Raw genomic sequence first — 16111 nt, forward strand, 5'->3', positions numbered from 1 at the left:
AACTGAGATGCCAACCGGGGTGCCAACCGGAGTGACCACCAGGACCCGACCGGCCTCCGCCGCCACCGGCGTCGTGAAGATCTACGGCAGCGACGGCACCGCGGTGCGCGCCCTCGACGGGGTCAGTGTCGAGTTCGCCGCCGGCTCGTTCAGCGCCATCATGGGTCCGTCCGGCTCGGGGAAATCCACCCTGATGCACTGCCTCGCGGGCCTTGACACCGTGACCGCCGGGTCGGTCTGGCTGGGCGAGCAGGAGCTCACGTCGCTGCCCGACCGCGCCCTGACGCTGGTCCGCCGGGAACGGGTCGGCTTCGTCTTCCAGTCCTTCAACCTGCTGCCGACGCTGACAGCGGAGCAGAACATCCTGCTGCCGCTGGAGATGTCCGGACGGCGGGTCGACCGGGCCCACTTCGATTCCCTGGCAACGTCCCTCGGCATCACCGACCGGTTGCGTCATCGGCCCAGCCAGCTCTCCGGCGGGCAGCAACAGCGGGTTGCCATCGCCAGATCGCTGATCACCCGCCCCGACGTCGTGTTCGCCGACGAACCCACCGGCGCCCTCGACCTGCGCACCGGACAGGCCCTGCTGAGTTATCTCCGCACCAGCAGCCGGGAGTCCGGGCAGACCATCGTGCTGGTCACCCACGATCCCATCGCGGCGTCGTACGCCGACCGGGTCGTCCTGCTTGCGGACGGCCGGCTCGCCGGTGAGATCGCCGAACCGACAGCCGACGACGTGCTGGCCGCGATGCGCACGTTGGGGGCCTGACAATGCGTTCCGCACTCACCCCAGCCCTGTCCCAGATCCGTTCCTATCCCAGCCGTTTCGTCGCCGTGACGTTGGCGGTGGTGCTCGGGGTCGGCTTCGTCGCCGCCACCCTGGTCTTCAGCGCCACCTACCGCTCGGCGCTGGCCGACAGCGTGGCCGCGCCGTACCGGGGCGCCGACCTGATCGTCACGCCGGTCCCGGACTTCACCGGGTCGGAATCCGGGTCGTCCTCCGGTTCATCGGGTGACGACCTGCTGACCCGGGTGCGGGCCGTGCCCGGCGTTGCGCACGCCGAGCGGATGCCCACCGGCTACGTCAGCTACGCCGCTGCCGAATCCCGCGGAGGTCTTGCGCTGCAGATGGTCCCGGAGGACGACCGGCTCCGCTGGTTCGGTCTCGAGGAGGGTCGCTGGCCGACCGGGGTCGATGAGGCGATCGTCGATCGGTCGACCGCCACCACAGCGAACCTCGCTGTCGGACAGACCTTCTCGGTGACGAGCGGGTCCGACGACCAGCCGGGCCGCGAGCTGAGCATTGTGGGAATCGCCGATACCTCGTCATCGGCCTTCAGCGGTGCGCAGCGGACCGCCTTCGTGTCCGCGAGCCTGATCGCTGCTGTGACCGCTGCCTGGGGTGGGGTGACCGACGCTCCGATCGCTGTTCTCACCGGGAATGAGGTGCCCGCAGGCGATCTCCGCACCGCGGTCGAGGCGGCGGTCGGCGACACTGCGGTCGTGCAGAGCGCCGGCGAGCGCGCGGACGAGGCGATCGCCGACCTGACCAACGGCGTCGACATCCTGGCCATCGTGCTGCTCGGGTTCGCGGTGATCGCCGTGGTCGCGGCGGGGATCGTCATCGCGAACACCTTCACCATCCTGATCACCCAGCGCCGCCGGCAGATCGCGCTCACCCGCTGTGTCGGTGCGACCTCGGGTCGGGTCCGCCGGGACCTGCTGATCGAGGCCGGGTTGATCGGCGTCATGGGTTCGGTGCTGGGCATCCTGGTCGGCGGCGGCGCCGGGTGGCTCGGTGCCCGGTTGACGGGGCTCGCCGACGGCTGGCCCGTGTTGCCGGTCGGGCTGGCCGTCACCGCGGCCGGCGGGGTCGTGTTGACCGTGCTCGCCGCTGTTGCGCCCGCGTCCGCGGCGATGCGGGTCGCACCGCTGGTCGCGCTGCAGCCGGTTCCGGAGGACGCGCCACGGCGCCGGGCCGGACGCCGCAGGGTCGTCACCGCGGGCCTCCTGACGTCCGCCGGCCTCGCCCTGCTGGTGCTGGCGGTGCTGGGTAATCAGGTGCTGCTCGCCCTCGGCGGCGGAGCGCTGTCGGCCGTTGGCATCCTCCTGTTGAGCCCCACGTTCGTGCCGCCGCTGCTTCGGCTGGTCGGGATGGTCGCCGGGTTGGCCGGGGTGCCGGGCCGGCTGGCCGCGCTGAACGGCCGGCGCAATCCCGGCCGCGCCGCGGCGACCGCCGCCGCGTTGATGCTCGGCGTCGGGCTGATCGTGACCATGCAGGTCGGCGCAGCGAGCGCGCAGGCCTCGCTCGATCGGGCGCTGACAGAGCAGTACCCCGTCGACATCTCCATCACAGGCGAGGGTGATGCGATCTCCCGCACCGTCATCGACGCGGTCGCCGTACAGCCGGGCCTGCGGGCGACCGCGGCGCTTCCCGGCGCGGCCGCGGACGTCACCGGTCCCGCCGGTGACGAGATCGCCACGGATGCGACCGTGCTCGGCCTCGGGGACGGCGCGGATGCCGTTCTTCCCGAGGTGCCGGCCGAACTCCGGGACGACACCGTGCTGGTGCCCGGCTATCTGCTGTCCGGATCGTTGTCGGTCGGGGACCGGGTGACCGTCACGGTGGGCGGCCGCAGCGGGACGTTCTCCGTTGCCGCGGGTGCGCTGCCCGATCAAGGGGTCAACGGTGGGTCCTTCGTCCTCACCGGGGCGTCGCTGGCGAAGCTGGCGCCGGACGCGGCGCCCCTGGTGATCTGGGCCGCGTTGGAACCGGGAGCGGACGCGGAGCAGGTCACCTCGGAGTTGAACCGCACCATCGCCCGTACTCCGGAGCTCACCCTTGGCGGATCGGCGCCGGAACGCGCCGCAACGTCATCGGCGCTCGGCACCATCGTCACGGTGGCGATCGGCCTGCTCGCCGTCGCCGTGGTGATCGCGGTCGTCGGTATCGGCAACACCCTCGGTCTGTCGGTGATCGAGCGCACCAGGGAGTCGGCGCTGCTTCGCGCACTGGGATTGCAGCGCCGCCAGCTGCGGCTGATGCTCGCGGTCGAGGCGGTGATGCTCGCGGTGATCGCGGCCATCGTCGGTGTGCTGGCCGGTATCGGGTACGGCTGGGTCGGTGTCCGGTCCGCCTTCTGGGAAGCGGGTGGGGAGTCGACCCTGGCCATCCCGTGGGGCTCGTTGGTGCTGGTCATCGGCGTCGCGGTGGTCGCCGGACTGCTCGCCTCGGTGCTGCCGTCCCGGCGGGCGGCGATGACGCCGCCGACGCACGCACTGGCGGCCGAGTGAACGGCGCGCAGGTGACCGCCCCTGGCGAGCGAGCGGCAATCCGGGCTGCCGGTACGATCATCAGCGAAGCACCCAGCGCTGAGGTCCGGTTTGCCGCGGGCGACTCGTCATGAGCCGTCCGCAGGGAGCCGAGCCGGCGCCGGCTCATTGTTCCGTTCCTTCCGGGTCGGGACGAGGAGCAGGCGTCCAGCCCTGACCGAACAACCGATCGATTTGCAGGTGTCCCGCACGCGCGGGTAGCCTGTGCGATTGGCCCGGTCCTGCTGGGTCGATGTTCTGTGCCCTCAGTCGTGTGCCGCGTGGCGCTCGGTTTTCTGGCGCCTCGCCACCATCGGTGGCGTCCGCGCGGGGGCAACGGATCACCAGCACTCAGACCGTCATAGCACTGCCTCGTCGCGGAACCGCGAAGGAAGAAGTCGCCAGCACATGCCCACGATCCAGCAGTTGGTCCGCAAGGGCCGCACCGACAAGATCGGCAAGACCAAGACGCCGGCCCTCAAGGGCAGCCCGCAGCGGCGCGGCGTTTGCACCCGCGTGTACACGACCACCCCGAAGAAGCCGAACTCGGCGCTTCGCAAGGTCGCCCGGGTCAAGCTGACCAGCCAGGTCGAGGTCACCGCCTACATCCCGGGCGAGGGTCACAACCTGCAGGAGCACTCCATCGTGCTGGTGCGCGGTGGCCGGGTGAAGGACCTCCCCGGCGTCCGCTACAAGATCATCCGCGGCTCGCTCGACACCCAGGGCGTCAAGAACCGCAAGCAGGCTCGCAGCCGGTATGGCGCGAAGAAGGAGAAGAGCTAATGCCCCGCAAGGGACCCGCTCCGCGTCGGCCGCTCGTTGCCGACCCGGTCTACAACTCCCCGCTGGTGACCCAGCTGGTCAACAAGGTGCTGATGGACGGCAAGCGGTCCATCGCCCAGTCGATCGTGTACGGCGCCCTCGAAGGCTGCCGCGACAAGACCGGCGGCGACCCGGTCGTCACCCTCAAGCGCGCGCTGGACAACGTCAAGCCCGCCCTCGAGGTCAAGAGCCGGCGCGTCGGTGGCGCGACCTACCAGGTGCCGATCGAGGTGAAGCCCGGCCGGTCCACCACGCTGGCGCTGCGCTGGCTGGTCGGCTACTCCAAGGCCCGCCGCGAGAAGACCATGACCGAGCGGCTGATGAACGAGCTGCTCGACGCCTCCAACGGCCTCGGCGCCTCCGTCAAGCGGCGCGAGGACACGCACAAGATGGCCGAGTCGAACAAGGCCTTCGCGCACTACCGATGGTGACAGCTTCATCGTCATCCATCGGTCAATTGATACCGTCGCTGGTGACCCACTGTCAGCGTTGGACAGGAATATCGCACCCCTGTTCGGCGCTGTAATGGGTGCTGCCTTTCGGGCGGACGGACTCCCTGTGCGAGCCGTCCAGCACGCAGCACACCCCCACTTTCATTGAGACGAGGAAGAAGCCACCGTGGCCACGAACGCCCTGGACAAGGTCCGCAACATCGGGATCATGGCGCATATCGACGCGGGCAAGACCACCACCACCGAGCGCATCTTGTTCTACACCGGCATCACGTACAAGATCGGCGAGGTCCATGAGGGCGCCGCCGTCATGGACTGGATGGACCAGGAGCAGGAGCGGGGGATCACCATCACCTCCGCCGCCACAACGACGTCGTGGAAGGGCCACAAGATCAACATCATCGACACCCCGGGTCACGTCGACTTCACCGTCGAGGTGGAGCGCTCGCTTCGCGTCCTCGACGGTGCCGTTGCCGTGTTCGACGGTGTCGCCGGTGTCGAGCCGCAGACCGAGCAGGTCTGGCGTCAGGCCGAGAAGTACCACGTGCCGCGGATGTGCTTCGTCAACAAGCTCGACCGCACCGGCGCGAACTTCTTCCGCTGCGTCGACATGATGGTCGAGCGGCTCGGTGCCACCCCGCTGGTGCTGCAGATCCCGATCGGTGCCGAGGGCGGTTTCATCGGCGTCGTCGACCTGTTGCAGATGCGTGCACTGACCTGGCGCGGCGAGACGGTCAAGGGTGAGGACTACTCCGTCGAGGAGATCCCCGCCGACTTGGCCGATCAGGCCGCAGAGTGGCGCGAGAAGCTGATCGAGACGATTTCTGAGAACGACGACGAGGCCATGGAGGCCTATCTCGTCGGCGAGGAGCTCAGCCTCGAGCAGCTGAACGCCGCCATCCGCCGGGCCACCATCGCCGGCAAGGTCAACCCGGTCGTCACCGGCTCCGCGTTCAAGAACAAGGGCGTTCAGCCCATGCTCGACGCGGTGGTCGAGTACCTGCCGTCACCGCTGGACGTCGGCGCCATCGAGGGCACCCTCACTGACGGTGTCACCCCGGCCGAGCGTCACCCGGACCCGAAGGACACCTTCGCCGGGCTGGCGTTCAAGGTCGCGACCGACCCGCACCTGGGCAAGCTGACCTTCGTCCGCGTCTACTCCGGCACCTTGAACACCGGCACCCAGGTCGTCAACGCGACCAAGGACCGCAAGGAGCGGATCGGCAAGATCTACCAGATGCACGCCAACAAGCGTGAGGAGCTGGCCTCGGTCAGCGCCGGCGACATCGTCGCGGTCATGGGGCTCAAGCAGACCACCACCGGCGACACGCTGACCGACCCGGCGCACCAGATCGTGCTCGAGTCGATGAACTTCCCGGACCCGGTCATCTCGGTCGCCATCGAGCCGAAGACCAAGTCCGACCAGGAGAAGCTCGGCACCGCGATCCAGAAGCTCGCCGAAGAGGACCCGACGTTCAAGGTCAAGAACGACGAGGAGACCGGCCAGACGGTCATCTCCGGCATGGGCGAGCTGCACCTGGACATCCTGGTGGAGCGCATGCGGCGTGAGTTCAACGTCGACGCCAACATCGGCAAGCCGCAGGTCGCGTACCGCGAGACCATCCGCGGCAAGGTCGAGAAGTACAGCTACGTGCACAAGAAGCAGACCGGTGGATCCGGGCAGTACGCGAAGATCCTCATCACGGTCGAGCCCTTGGACATGGAGCACTCGGAAGGTGCCACCTACGAGTTCGTCAACGCCGTCACCGGTGGCCGTATCCCGAAGGAGTACATCCCTTCGGTGGACGCCGGTGCGCAGGACGCGCTGCAGTACGGCATCCTCGCCGGCTACCCGGTTCTCGGCGTCAAGCTGACCCTGGTCGACGGTGCCTACCACGAGGTCGACTCGTCCGAAATGGCGTTCAAGATCGCGGGCTCCATCGCGATGAAGGAAGCCGCCCGGATGGCCAAGCCCGTGCTGCTCGAGCCGCTGATGAGCGTCGAGGTCGTCACGCCCGAGGACAACATGGGTGACGTCATCGGCGACCTGAACTCGCGTCGTGGACAGATCCAGTCCATGTCCGAGCGCAGCGGCGCCCGCGTCGTGACGGCCCTCGTGCCGCTGTCGGAGATGTTCGGCTACGTCGGCGACCTCCGGTCGCGGACCCAGGGCCGGGCGTCGTACTCGATGGTGTTCGACCGTTACGCCGAGGTGCCGACAAACGTGGCGAAGGAGATCATCGCCAAGCAGAACGGCGAATGATCTCCCGGCCTCGGCCGATCACGCACAACTGAATCACCGAGAGGTACGGATTGGCCGCGGGGAGCGGCCGTCCGTACCCTCCACAGTCGAGATGGTGGGGCAACACGCCTCACCGTCACGGGTCCGGGCTCGACATCGATCCCGGTCCAGATCCATCCACCAACGCCCTGACGACCGCAATCAGTACCGGAAGTCGCATGGCGCATCAGAAGAGTCCTGAGGAGGACAGCAGTGGCGAAGGCGAAGTTCGACCGGAGCAAACCGCACGTCAACATCGGCACCATCGGTCACGTCGACCATGGCAAGACGACCCTGACGGCGGCCATCACCAAGGTGCTGCACGACAAGTACCCGACCCTGAACGAGGTCTCCGCCTTCGATCAGATCGACAAGGCTCCTGAGGAGCGTCAGCGCGGCATCACCATCAACATCGCGCACGTCGAGTACCAGACCGAGAAGCGGCACTACGCGCACGTCGATGCGCCCGGTCACGCGGACTACATCAAGAACATGATCACCGGCGCGGCCCAGATGGACGGTGCGATCCTGGTCGTGGCCGCCACCGACGGCCCGATGCCGCAGACCAAGGAGCACGTGCTCCTGGCCCGCCAGGTCGGCGTGCCCTACATCCTGGTCGCCCTGAATAAGGCCGACATGGTCGACGACGAGGAGATCCTGGAGCTCGTGGAGCTCGAGGTTCGCGAGCTGCTCGCCGGCCAGGAGTTCGACGAGGACGCCCCGGTCATCCGGACGTCCGGTCTGAAGGCTCTCGAGGGTGACCCGAAGTGGGTCGAGACCGTCGTCGAGCTGATGAACGCTGTCGACGAATCCATCCCGGAGCCCGTCCGCGACACCGAGAAGCCGTTCCTGATGCCCATCGAGGACGTCTTCACGATCACCGGTCGTGGCACCGTCGTCACCGGCAAGGTGGAGCGCGGCAAGGTCAACGTCAACGAGACCGTGGAAATCGTCGGCATCAAGCCGAAGTCCTTCCAGACCACCGTCACCGGTGTCGAGATGTTCCGCAAGCTGCTCGACAGCGGCCAGGCCGGCGACAACGTCGGGCTGCTGCTGCGCGGCACCAAGCGCGAGGAGGTGGAGCGCGGCCAGGTCGTCGTCAAGCCGGGTTCGATCACCCCGCACACCGAGTTCGAGGCTCAGGTCTACATCCTGGGCAAGGACGAGGGTGGCCGGCACACGCCGTTCTTCAACAACTACCGCCCGCAGTTCTTCTTCCGTACCACCGACGTGACCGGTGTGGTGAACCTCCCCGAGGGCACCGAGATGGTCATGCCCGGTGACACCACGGAGATGACGGTCTCGCTGATCCAGCCGATCGCCATCGAAGAGGGCCTCCGCTTCGCGATCCGTGAGGGTGGCCGCACCGTCGGCGCCGGCTCGGTCACGAAGATCATCAAGTAGTCCTTTGCTCGGCGGGCCTCGGCTCGCTGATCGGCTGAAGGCCCCGCACGCGACTCCGGTCGTGGGCGGGGCCTTCTGCTGTCTGTGGGTTTCCGTTGTGGGCGATGCTCCGGCCGTGTACCTGTTGCTCCTGCTGCAGTGTGGGCAAGGCGTGGGATTGCGGAGTCAGGCCGGGGCCTTCCGGGGGCGCGGCGTCAGTTGTCCACCCCCACCCATCGATCCACAATTGCGGGATTCCCCCGACGCGACGTCCCGGCGAACGGCGATAGTGCCGCCATGACAGCTGACGGCATGCAACGTCCCCTGGTGGTTCTGCGCGCAAAGGCATTGGCCGACGGTTACACCGACGGCGAGATTCGGCGCCTGATCGCCCGCGGCAGGTGGACGAAGGCAGTGCGGGGCGCCTACTTCGTTGCTGGAGGCAACACGGAGGGCATGGGCGTACCAATGACGGCGGTGCAGCGCCACCTCGTCGCCATGCACGCTGTGCGCTCTCGATTCGCCGGCGACCAGATCTTCAGCCATGTCTCCGCGGCCGTGATCCACCAGCTGCCGGTACCGGTGACTGCGGCCGGCGCCGTGCATGTCACCAGGAACCCGCCGGCAAGAGCTCACCGTGGACCGCTGATCCACGCGCATGCCGCCGCTCTTGCCGAGGGTGACATGGTCGAGCGCAATGGCTGGCGGGTCACGTCGGTTGATCGCACGGTCGCGGACCTGACTCGGGTACTGCCGTTCGAAGACGGTGTGGTGGTCGCAGACGCAGCGCTCCACCGACAGCTCACCACGAAGGCCCAGCTGGCCGAGCAACTCAAGGTGGCGGGGCGAATGCCCGGCGGGCTGGCGGCGTCACGGGCGATCGGATTCGCCGACGGGCTGAGTGAGAGCGTCGGAGAGTCGCGGAGTCGGGTGATGATTCATCGAGCCGGTTTGCCTGAACCGGAGCTCCAGGTCGAGGTCAGGGCAGCTGACGGCAGATTCCTCGCCCGCGGCGACTTCGGCTATCGCCAGCACCGGGTGCTCGGCGAGTTCGACGGAAAGGTCGAGTACGGACCAGCTATCGCCGGCTCGGACCCGGCGGAGGCCCTGTTCCGCGAAGAGCTCCGAGAGGATGCCGTCCGCGACGCCGGTTGGGCCGTGGTGCGCTGGGTGTGGGCCGACCTCGACCATCCGGCGGCAGTGATCGAGCGCCTGCAGCGAGCGCTCCGGCGTCAGCAGCCATGAACCGCGGGTCGCGGGCGCCTGAAGCTCCGGTGCGGCAGCCGGCGCGCCGAGCTTCCCAGGAGTGCGATGCTCGGGTAACTGACGGGATGCTCGTGTTGCAGCAGGAGTGAGGCGTGGGTTTGGCGAGTGAGGCCCCCGGTCTCTGCAGAAAACGAGTCCGGAGGCAGTCCAGAGCCGGCCCGAGGCGGGTGCGCGGGCGGTCACAGGGGGCGGATTTGAAGTCACCCTCCCCGATGAGGCATACTTCTCGGGTTGCCCTTTGACGGGGTCGTGCTTTCGCGCGGCCCTGGCGAGGTCGGCGGGAAGCGGCGCGGAGATCGGAAACGATCATCGAACCGGTTCTCACCTGGGAATATCGGCAGTACTTGAACGAACTGCAGTCTCGCGCCCAACCGGGTGCGGCCGATCCACCAGCATTCGTGAGGAAATCGAAGCGGATGTGTGCGAGTGCGGGCGACACGCCCGACCGCGTGGACCGGTGAACCCAGACAGATGAACAGCGACGGCGGACCACGTCCGCCCGACAGTGAGCGCGTGCGCCTGCTGCCGAGCAGGACAGGTGCGGCCGGACGGCCGTGAGCAGGACCGCGGGGAAACCCGAGCAGGACCGGCAGGGAGACCCGCCAGCAGGAGCGGCGGGGCAACCCGCAGCCCAGGACAGCAAGCGGGAGAACCGCGACGAAGTGCGCTACGGGACCCCCGGAGCGTGCGACAAGGCGAAAGCCGCGGGAAACCGCGACAAGTGAGAAGGACGGCAAGCGTGGCGGGACAGAAGATCCGCATCCGGCTCAAGGCCTACGACCATGAGGCGATCGACGCGTCAGCGCGCAAGATCGTCGAGACGGTGACCCGTACGGGTGCCCGCGTGGTCGGCCCGGTGCCGCTGCCCACTGAGAAGAACGTGTATTGCGTCATCCGCTCGCCGCACAAGTACAAGGATTCGCGCGAGCACTTCGAGATGCGGACGCACAAGCGGTTGATCGACATCCTCGACCCGACCCCCAAGACCGTCGACGCGCTCATGCGCATCGACCTGCCGGCGTCCGTGGACGTCAACATCCAGTAAGGGCTTTCACCACCGAGCTCTGACGATCACGTCCACAGCCCGCAGGGGCCAGTCGATACCGCCCGCGAGGGCGAAATTCTTCCGCACAGGAGATGGGTACTTCCAACATGGCAAACACGATCAAGGGAATCCTGGGCCACAAGCTCGGGATGACCCAGGTCTTCGACGAGGCCAACCGGGTCGTTCCGGTCACCGTCGTCGCTGCCGGCCCGGTCGTCGTCACCGCCGTCCGCACGCCTGAGACCGATGGCTACAGCGCGGTGCAGTTCGCGTTCGGCGCGATCGATCCCCGCAAGGTGACCAAGCCGGTGGCCGGTCAGTTCGTCAAGGCGGGCGTCACGCCGCGCCGGCACATCGCCGAGCTGCGCACCGAGGACGTCAGCGGCTACACCGTCGGCCAGGAGCTCACGGCTTCCGAGGTCTTCGACGCGGGCAACCTCGTCGACGTCACCGGAACGTCGAAGGGCAAGGGCTACGCGGGCGTGATGAAGCGTCACGGCTTCAAGGGTCTCGGCGCCGGTCACGGCGTGCAGCGCAAGCACCGTTCGCCCGGTTCCATCGGCGGCTGCTCGACCCCTGGACGGGTGTTCAAGGGCATGCGGATGGCCGGCCGGATGGGCAACGACAAGGTCACCACGCAGAACCTGACCGTTCACGCCGTGGACGCCGACAAGGGTCTCGTGCTGATCCTCGGCGCCATCCCCGGCCCGAAGAACGGCGTGGTGTTCATCAAGTCCGCCGTCAAGAACCACAGCAAGGTTGGTGCCTGATGACCACGGTCCAGATCACCACCCCCGCGGGGGCAGCCGAGGGCAGCGTCGAACTGCCGGCCGACATCTTCGACGTCACCGCCAACGTGCCGTTGATGCACCAGGTCGTCGTCGCGCAGCTCGCCGCGGCGCGCCAGGGCACGCACAAGGCGAAGAACCGCGGTGAGGTGTCCGGCGGCGGCAAGAAGCCGTACCGCCAGAAGGGCACCGGCCGGGCTCGTCAGGGCTCGACCCGCGCGCCGCAGTTCAACGGCGGCGGCACCGTGCACGGCCCCGTACCGCACGGCTACGCCCAGCGGACCCCGAAGAAGATGAAGGCAGCCGCACTCCGTGGCGCCCTGTCGGACCGGGCCCGCAGCGGCAACGTGCACGTGCTCTCCACGCTCGCGATCGACGGCACGCCGTCCACCAAGACGGCGCTCACCGCCCTGCGCGCGGTGTCATCGGCGAAGAACATCCTCGTGGTGCTCAGCGCCGACGACGTGCTGGGCTGGAAGAGCCTGCGCAACGTCCCCGAGGTGCACCTGATCGCCTCCGGCCAGCTCAACACCTACGACGTGCTGGTCAGCGACGACGTGGTCTTCACCCGACAGGCGCTGGACGAGTTCGTCAGCGTCGCCGGCAAGGGTCAGACCGCGCTCGCCGTCGATGCGCCGGCAGGTCGGCACGCTACGCCGGACGCGACAGAGCAGGACAGCGAGATCTCGCTGTCGAAGAAGTCGCCCGTGCAGGACGAGGACGACACCACCGCTGCTGAAGCTGTTGCGACAGAGGAGGACTCGGCATGATCGCCGATCCGCGGGACATCATCGTGCGACCGATCGTGTCCGAGAAGAGCTACGGCCTGCTGGAGTCGGGGAGCTACACCTTCGAGGTGCACCCAGATGCCAACAAGACGCAGGTCAAGATCGCCATCGAGAAGATTTTCGACGGCGTCAAGGTCATCTCGGTGAACACGCTCAACCGGCAGGGCAAGCGCAAGCGCACCCGGGCGGGTTACGGCCAGCGCAAAGCCACCAAGCGCGCCATCGTCACGCTGTCCAAGGACAGCAAGCCGATCGACGTCTTCTCCGGCGCCTGAGCGGGGTTAGGGAAAAACCATGGGTATCCGTAAATACAAGCCGACGACCCCCGGTCGTCGCGGCTCCTCGGTGGCTGATTTCGCCGAGGTCACCCGCGACACCCCGGAGAAGTCGCTCGTCCGTCCGCTGCACTCCAAGGGCGGCCGCAACGTGCACGGGCGGGTCACCGCTCGGCACCAGGGCGGCGGTCACAAGCGTGCCTACCGGGTGATCGATTTCAAGCGGTCCGAGAAGGACGGCGTGCCGGCCGTTGTCGCGCACATCGAGTACGACCCGAACCGCACCGCGCGGATCGCGCTGCTGCACTTCGCGGACGGCGACAAGCGCTACATCATCGCGCCGAACCGGCTCTCGCAAGGTGACACCATCGAGACCGGCGCCAGCGCCGACATCAAGCCCGGCAACAACCTGCCGTTGCGCAACATCCCGGTCGGCACCGTCGTGCACGCCATCGAGCTGCGGCCCGGCGGCGGCGCGAAGATCGCCCGCTCCGCCGGATCCAAGGTCCAGCTGGTGGCCAAGGACGGCCCTTACGCGCAGCTGCGTATGCCGTCCGGCGAGATCCGGAACGTCGACGTGCGCTGCCGCGCCACCGTCGGCGAGGTGGGCAACGCCGAGCAGGCCAACATCAACTGGGGCAAGGCCGGCCGGATGCGCTGGAAGGGCAAGCGCCCGTCCGTCCGCGGTGTCGCCATGAACCCGGTCGATCACCCGCACGGTGGCGGCGAGGGCAAGACCTCCGGCGGCCGTCATCCGGTCAACCCGGGTGGCAAGCCCGAGGGCCGCACCCGCCGGCCGAACAAGGCCAGCGACGACCTGATCGTCCGTCGTCGCCGCAAGGGTGGCAAGAAGCGATGAGCCTCATGAAGAACACCGGAACGACCACCAGAGCAGGAAGGTAGGAAAGAGATGCCCCGCAGTCTCAAGAAGGGCCCGTTCATTGACGACCACCTGCTCAAGAAGGTGGACGCGGCGAACGACAAGAGTTCCAAGGCCGTGATCAAGACCTGGTCACGACGCTCGACGATCATCCCCGACATGCTCGGGCACACGATCGCCGTGCACGACGGCCGCAAGCACGTCCCGGTGTTCGTCACCGAGTCGATGGTCGGCCACAAGCTCGGCGAGTTCGCTCCGACGCGGACCTTCAAGGGCCACATCAAAGACGACCGTCGCGCGCGGCGTGGCTGAGAAGGGACGTCTACTCCATGAGTGCCAAGAAGCAGGTGGCTGAAGAGCTGCCGCGCTCCCGGGCGACGGTGCGTTATGCGCGCCTCACCCCGATGAAGGCGCGTCGCGTCGTCAACCTGATCCGTGGTCGCAACGTCGCCGACGCCGCCTCGATCCTGCAGTTCTCCCCGCAGGCCGCGAGCGAGCCGGTTGCCAAGTTGCTGGCCTCGGCTGTCGCCAACGCCGAGAACAACCAGAGTCTGGATCCGTCGACGCTCGTCGTCGACACGATCTACGTGGACGAGGGCCCCACCCTCAAGCGGTTCCAGCCGCGCGCACAGGGCCGGGCCTTCCGGATCCGCAAGCGGACGTGCCACATCACCATCGAGTTGGTCTCCGTCGATGCGAATCAGTCCAACCAGGGGCAGCGCGGCGCCAGCCGCAACGTCACTGCCACGAGTGCGAAGGGAAGGACCCGCTAGTGGGTCAGAAGATCAACCCCCATGGGTTCCGTCTCGGCATCTCCACCGACTGGAGCACCCGCTGGTACGCCGACAAGGCCTATGCGGAGTACGTGAACGAGGACGTGCAGATCCGCAAGCTGATGTCCAAGGGTCTGGACCGCGCGGGCATCTCCAAGGTCGAGATCGAGCGCACCCGCGACCGGGTCCGGGTGGACATCCACACGGCTCGTCCGGGCATCGTCATCGGCCGCCGCGGCGCCGAGGCCGACCGCATCCGCGGCCAGCTGGAGAAGCTCACCGGCAAGCAGGTCCAGCTGAACATCCTCGAGGTGCGCAACCCCGAGTCCGATGCCCAGCTGGTCGCCCAGGGTGTGGCCGAGCAGCTGTCCAACCGGGTCAGCTTCCGTCGCGCGATGCGCAAGTCCATGCAGTCGGCACAGCGTTCGCCGGCCGTCAAGGGCATCCGTATCCAGTGCTCCGGACGTCTGGGCGGCGCCGAGATGAGCCGCTCCGAGTTCTACCGCGAGGGCCGGGTGCCGCTGCACACGCTCCGCGCGGACATCGACTACGGCTTCTTCGAGGCCAAGACGACCTTCGGCCGGATCGGCGTGAAGGTCTGGATCTACAAGGGCGACAAGGTCGGCACCCTGGCCGAGCAGCGGGTGGCCGAGGCCGCCGCCGCTCAGCGTGGCGCCCGTGGCGACAGCCGCGGACGTGACGACAGGGCAGAGCGTCCGGCTCGCCGTCGCTCCGGTTCGTCGGGCACCACTCCGACGTCCACCGACGCAGGCCGTGCGGCCGTCGAGGACAACCCCGAGGCAACCGCTACGGCCCCAGAAACGACAGGGGTCTGATCGACGTGTTGATTCCCCGCAGGGTCAAGCACCGCAAGCAGCACCGGCCCAACCGGGTCGGCATGGCCAGTGGCGGAACCCAGGTCACCTTCGGTGATTTCGGCATCCAGGCGCTGGAGCCGGCCTACGTGACGAACCGGCAGATCGAGTCGGCCCGTATCGCCATCAACCGGCACATCCGGCGTGGCGGCAAGGTCTGGATCAACATCTACCCGGACCGCCCGTTGACCAAGAAGCCCGCCGAGACCCGGATGGGTTCCGGCAAGGGCTCGCCCGAGTGGTGGGTGGCCAACGTCAAGCCCGGTCGGATCCTGTTCGAGATGAGCTACCCGACCGAGGCCATTGCCCGCGAGGCACTGCGCCGCGCGATCCACAAACTGCCGATGAAGTGCCGCATCGTGACCCGGGAGGGTGGTGAATCCTGATGGCCAGCATCGAGACCGCAGCCAACCAGCTGCGCGAACTGGGCACGGACGAGCTCGTCCTGCGTCTGCGTGAGTCGAAGGAGGAGCTGTTCAACCTCCGCTTCCAGATGGCCACCGGCCAGATGGACAACAACCGCCGGCTCCGTACGGTCCGGCACGACATCGCCCGGATCTACACCGTCATGCGCGAGCGTGAGCTCGGGCTGTCGACCGGTCCCGACGAATTGGCGAATGAAGGAGGTGCCGCGTGAGCGAGCAGCCAGAAGTGACAACGACTGAAGAAAACACGGCATCCGCTTCAACTGCCGGCCCAGCGCCGGCCGTCAAGGCCCGTGGCGACCGCAAGACCCGTGAGGGCATGGTCGTCAGCGACAAGATGGAGAAGACCATCGTCGTCGAGCTCGAGGACCGGGTGAAGCACCCGCGCTACTCGAAGGTCATCCGCCGGACCACCAAGGTCAAGGCGCACGACGAGAACGGCACCGCCGGCGTCGGCGACCGGGTCCTGCTCGCAGAGACCCGTCCGCTGTCGGCCACCAAGCGGTGGCGGCTGGTGTCCGTGCTCGAGCGGGCCCAGTAACGCTGCTCCGCAACGCTGCTCCGCAACGCTGCTCCGCAACGCTGCTCCGCAACGCTGCTCCGCAACGCTGCTCCGCAGGGGCAACGGAACGGGGCTCCTTGCAGGGCAACGGAAATACCGGTGCCGGCCGCCCTCACGGGTGGTTGGTACGAGTCAAGACAGAGATAGCAATTCGCTGCTCCGCAGGGGCAATGGAAGAAATAGA

18 protein-coding genes and 1 pseudogene are annotated in these 16111 nt (G+C 67.8%); all 19 read left to right on the forward strand.

Annotated features, from left to right (window positions below; all coding sequences use genetic code 11):
* Nucleotides 1-7 precede the first annotated feature (7 nt).
* The 19 genes and pseudogenes from ACVBEQ_RS21600 to rpsQ all read left to right on the forward strand — a co-directional run bounded on the left by ACVBEQ_RS21600 (nt 8) and on the right by rpsQ (nt 15906).
* Entirely contained in the window at nt 8-769 is a 762-nt protein-coding gene (locus tag ACVBEQ_RS21600; protein ID WP_447155464.1) for an ABC transporter ATP-binding protein, read from the forward strand.
* Between the two features lie 2 nt (nt 770-771).
* Complete coding sequence (locus ACVBEQ_RS21605; protein WP_447155465.1) at nt 772-3294, forward strand: ABC transporter permease; 2523 nt, start codon at nt 772-774, stop codon at nt 3292-3294.
* Nucleotides 3295-3720: 426 nt separating this feature from the next.
* Nucleotides 3721-4095 carry a 30S ribosomal protein S12 gene (gene rpsL / locus ACVBEQ_RS21610; protein WP_447155466.1) on the forward strand — a complete coding sequence of 125 codons (375 nt, stop codon included), beginning with the start codon at nt 3721-3723 and terminating at the stop codon, nt 4093-4095.
* On the forward strand, nt 4095-4565 hold the full coding sequence (gene rpsG / locus ACVBEQ_RS21615; protein WP_447155467.1) for a 30S ribosomal protein S7: 471 nt from the start codon (nt 4095-4097) through the stop codon (nt 4563-4565). Before rpsL ends, rpsG begins: the two co-directional genes overlap by 1 nt.
* Nucleotides 4566-4752: 187 nt before the next feature.
* Nucleotides 4753-6849, forward strand: coding sequence for an elongation factor G (fusA, locus tag ACVBEQ_RS21620; protein WP_447155468.1), 2097 nt, complete (start codon nt 4753-4755; stop codon nt 6847-6849).
* A 231-nt stretch (nt 6850-7080) separates the two neighbouring features.
* Nucleotides 7081-8271, forward strand: a complete 1191-nt coding sequence (gene tuf, locus ACVBEQ_RS21625; RefSeq protein ID WP_447155469.1) for an elongation factor Tu — start codon at nt 7081-7083, stop codon at nt 8269-8271.
* Nucleotides 8272-8547: 276 nt separating this feature from the next.
* The gene (locus ACVBEQ_RS21630; protein WP_447155470.1) at nt 8548-9495 is read left to right on the forward strand and encodes a hypothetical protein; all 948 of its coding nucleotides are present in this window, start codon (nt 8548-8550) and stop codon (nt 9493-9495) included.
* A gap of 575 nt (nt 9496-10070) precedes the next feature.
* Nucleotides 10071-10241, forward strand: coding sequence for a hypothetical protein (locus ACVBEQ_RS21635; RefSeq protein WP_447155471.1), 171 nt, complete (start codon nt 10071-10073; stop codon nt 10239-10241).
* 14 nt (nt 10242-10255) lie between these two features.
* Nucleotides 10256-10561 carry a 30S ribosomal protein S10 gene (gene rpsJ, locus ACVBEQ_RS21640; RefSeq protein ID WP_003938093.1) on the forward strand — a complete coding sequence of 102 codons (306 nt, stop codon included), beginning with the start codon at nt 10256-10258 and terminating at the stop codon, nt 10559-10561.
* Nucleotides 10562-10668: 107 nt separating this feature from the next.
* Nucleotides 10669-11331: a 50S ribosomal protein L3 gene (gene rplC, locus ACVBEQ_RS21645; RefSeq protein ID WP_447155472.1), complete on the forward strand. Its 663-nt coding sequence runs from the start codon at nt 10669-10671 to the stop codon at nt 11329-11331.
* Nucleotides 11331-11948, forward strand: a pseudogene (gene rplD, locus ACVBEQ_RS21650) (50S ribosomal protein L4); the annotation flags it as partial. The gene rplC and the pseudogene rplD, both read left to right, overlap by 1 nt.
* Nucleotides 11949-12115: 167 nt before the next feature.
* Complete coding sequence (rplW, locus tag ACVBEQ_RS21655; protein WP_447155473.1) at nt 12116-12412, forward strand: 50S ribosomal protein L23; 297 nt, start codon at nt 12116-12118, stop codon at nt 12410-12412.
* 19 nt (nt 12413-12431) lie between these two features.
* Nucleotides 12432-13271 (forward strand): 50S ribosomal protein L2, encoded by an 840-nt coding sequence (gene rplB, locus ACVBEQ_RS21660; protein ID WP_447155474.1) that lies wholly within the window; start codon nt 12432-12434, stop codon nt 13269-13271.
* A gap of 51 nt (nt 13272-13322) precedes the next feature.
* The gene (gene rpsS / locus ACVBEQ_RS21665; protein ID WP_447155475.1) at nt 13323-13604 is read left to right on the forward strand and encodes a 30S ribosomal protein S19; all 282 of its coding nucleotides are present in this window, start codon (nt 13323-13325) and stop codon (nt 13602-13604) included.
* Nucleotides 13605-13621: 17 nt separating this feature from the next.
* The gene (gene rplV, locus ACVBEQ_RS21670) at nt 13622-14065 is read left to right on the forward strand and encodes a 50S ribosomal protein L22 (protein WP_447155476.1); all 444 of its coding nucleotides are present in this window, start codon (nt 13622-13624) and stop codon (nt 14063-14065) included.
* On the forward strand, nt 14065-14901 hold the full coding sequence (gene rpsC, locus ACVBEQ_RS21675) for a 30S ribosomal protein S3 (RefSeq protein WP_447155477.1): 837 nt from the start codon (nt 14065-14067) through the stop codon (nt 14899-14901). The genes rplV and rpsC overlap by 1 nt, the downstream gene beginning before the upstream one ends.
* A gap of 5 nt (nt 14902-14906) precedes the next feature.
* Nucleotides 14907-15326 carry a 50S ribosomal protein L16 gene (gene rplP, locus ACVBEQ_RS21680; RefSeq protein ID WP_447155478.1) on the forward strand — a complete coding sequence of 140 codons (420 nt, stop codon included), beginning with the start codon at nt 14907-14909 and terminating at the stop codon, nt 15324-15326.
* Entirely contained in the window at nt 15326-15577 is a 252-nt protein-coding gene (gene rpmC / locus ACVBEQ_RS21685; RefSeq protein WP_447155479.1) for a 50S ribosomal protein L29, read from the forward strand. The genes rplP and rpmC overlap by 1 nt, the downstream gene beginning before the upstream one ends.
* Entirely contained in the window at nt 15574-15906 is a 333-nt protein-coding gene (gene rpsQ, locus ACVBEQ_RS21690) for a 30S ribosomal protein S17 (RefSeq protein WP_447155480.1), read from the forward strand. Before rpmC ends, rpsQ begins: the two co-directional genes overlap by 4 nt.
* Nucleotides 15907-16111: the final 205 nt, after the last annotated feature.

The sequence above is a fragment of the Nakamurella sp. GG22 genome (assembly GCF_052976845.2).

What these genes read in the sequence shown, in the direction of transcription:
- ACVBEQ_RS21600 (WP_447155464.1), top strand. Translation starts at nt 8, where the DNA reads ATGCCAACCGGGGTGCCAACCGGAGTGACCACCAGGACCCGACCGGCC.
- ACVBEQ_RS21605 (WP_447155465.1), top strand. Translation starts at nt 772, where the DNA reads ATGCGTTCCGCACTCACCCCAGCCCTGTCCCAGATCCGTTCCTATCCC.
- rpsL (WP_447155466.1), top strand. Translation starts at nt 3,721, where the DNA reads ATGCCCACGATCCAGCAGTTGGTCCGCAAGGGCCGCACCGACAAGATC.
- rpsG (WP_447155467.1), top strand. Translation starts at nt 4,095, where the DNA reads ATGCCCCGCAAGGGACCCGCTCCGCGTCGGCCGCTCGTTGCCGACCCG.
- ACVBEQ_RS21630 (WP_447155470.1), top strand. Translation starts at nt 8,548, where the DNA reads ATGACAGCTGACGGCATGCAACGTCCCCTGGTGGTTCTGCGCGCAAAG.
- rplC (WP_447155472.1), top strand. Translation starts at nt 10,669, where the DNA reads ATGGCAAACACGATCAAGGGAATCCTGGGCCACAAGCTCGGGATGACC.
- rplW (WP_447155473.1), top strand. Translation starts at nt 12,116, where the DNA reads ATGATCGCCGATCCGCGGGACATCATCGTGCGACCGATCGTGTCCGAG.
- rplB (WP_447155474.1), top strand. Translation starts at nt 12,432, where the DNA reads ATGGGTATCCGTAAATACAAGCCGACGACCCCCGGTCGTCGCGGCTCC.
- rpsS (WP_447155475.1), top strand. Translation starts at nt 13,323, where the DNA reads ATGCCCCGCAGTCTCAAGAAGGGCCCGTTCATTGACGACCACCTGCTC.
- rplV (WP_447155476.1), top strand. Translation starts at nt 13,622, where the DNA reads ATGAGTGCCAAGAAGCAGGTGGCTGAAGAGCTGCCGCGCTCCCGGGCG.
- rpmC (WP_447155479.1), top strand. Translation starts at nt 15,326, where the DNA reads ATGGCCAGCATCGAGACCGCAGCCAACCAGCTGCGCGAACTGGGCACG.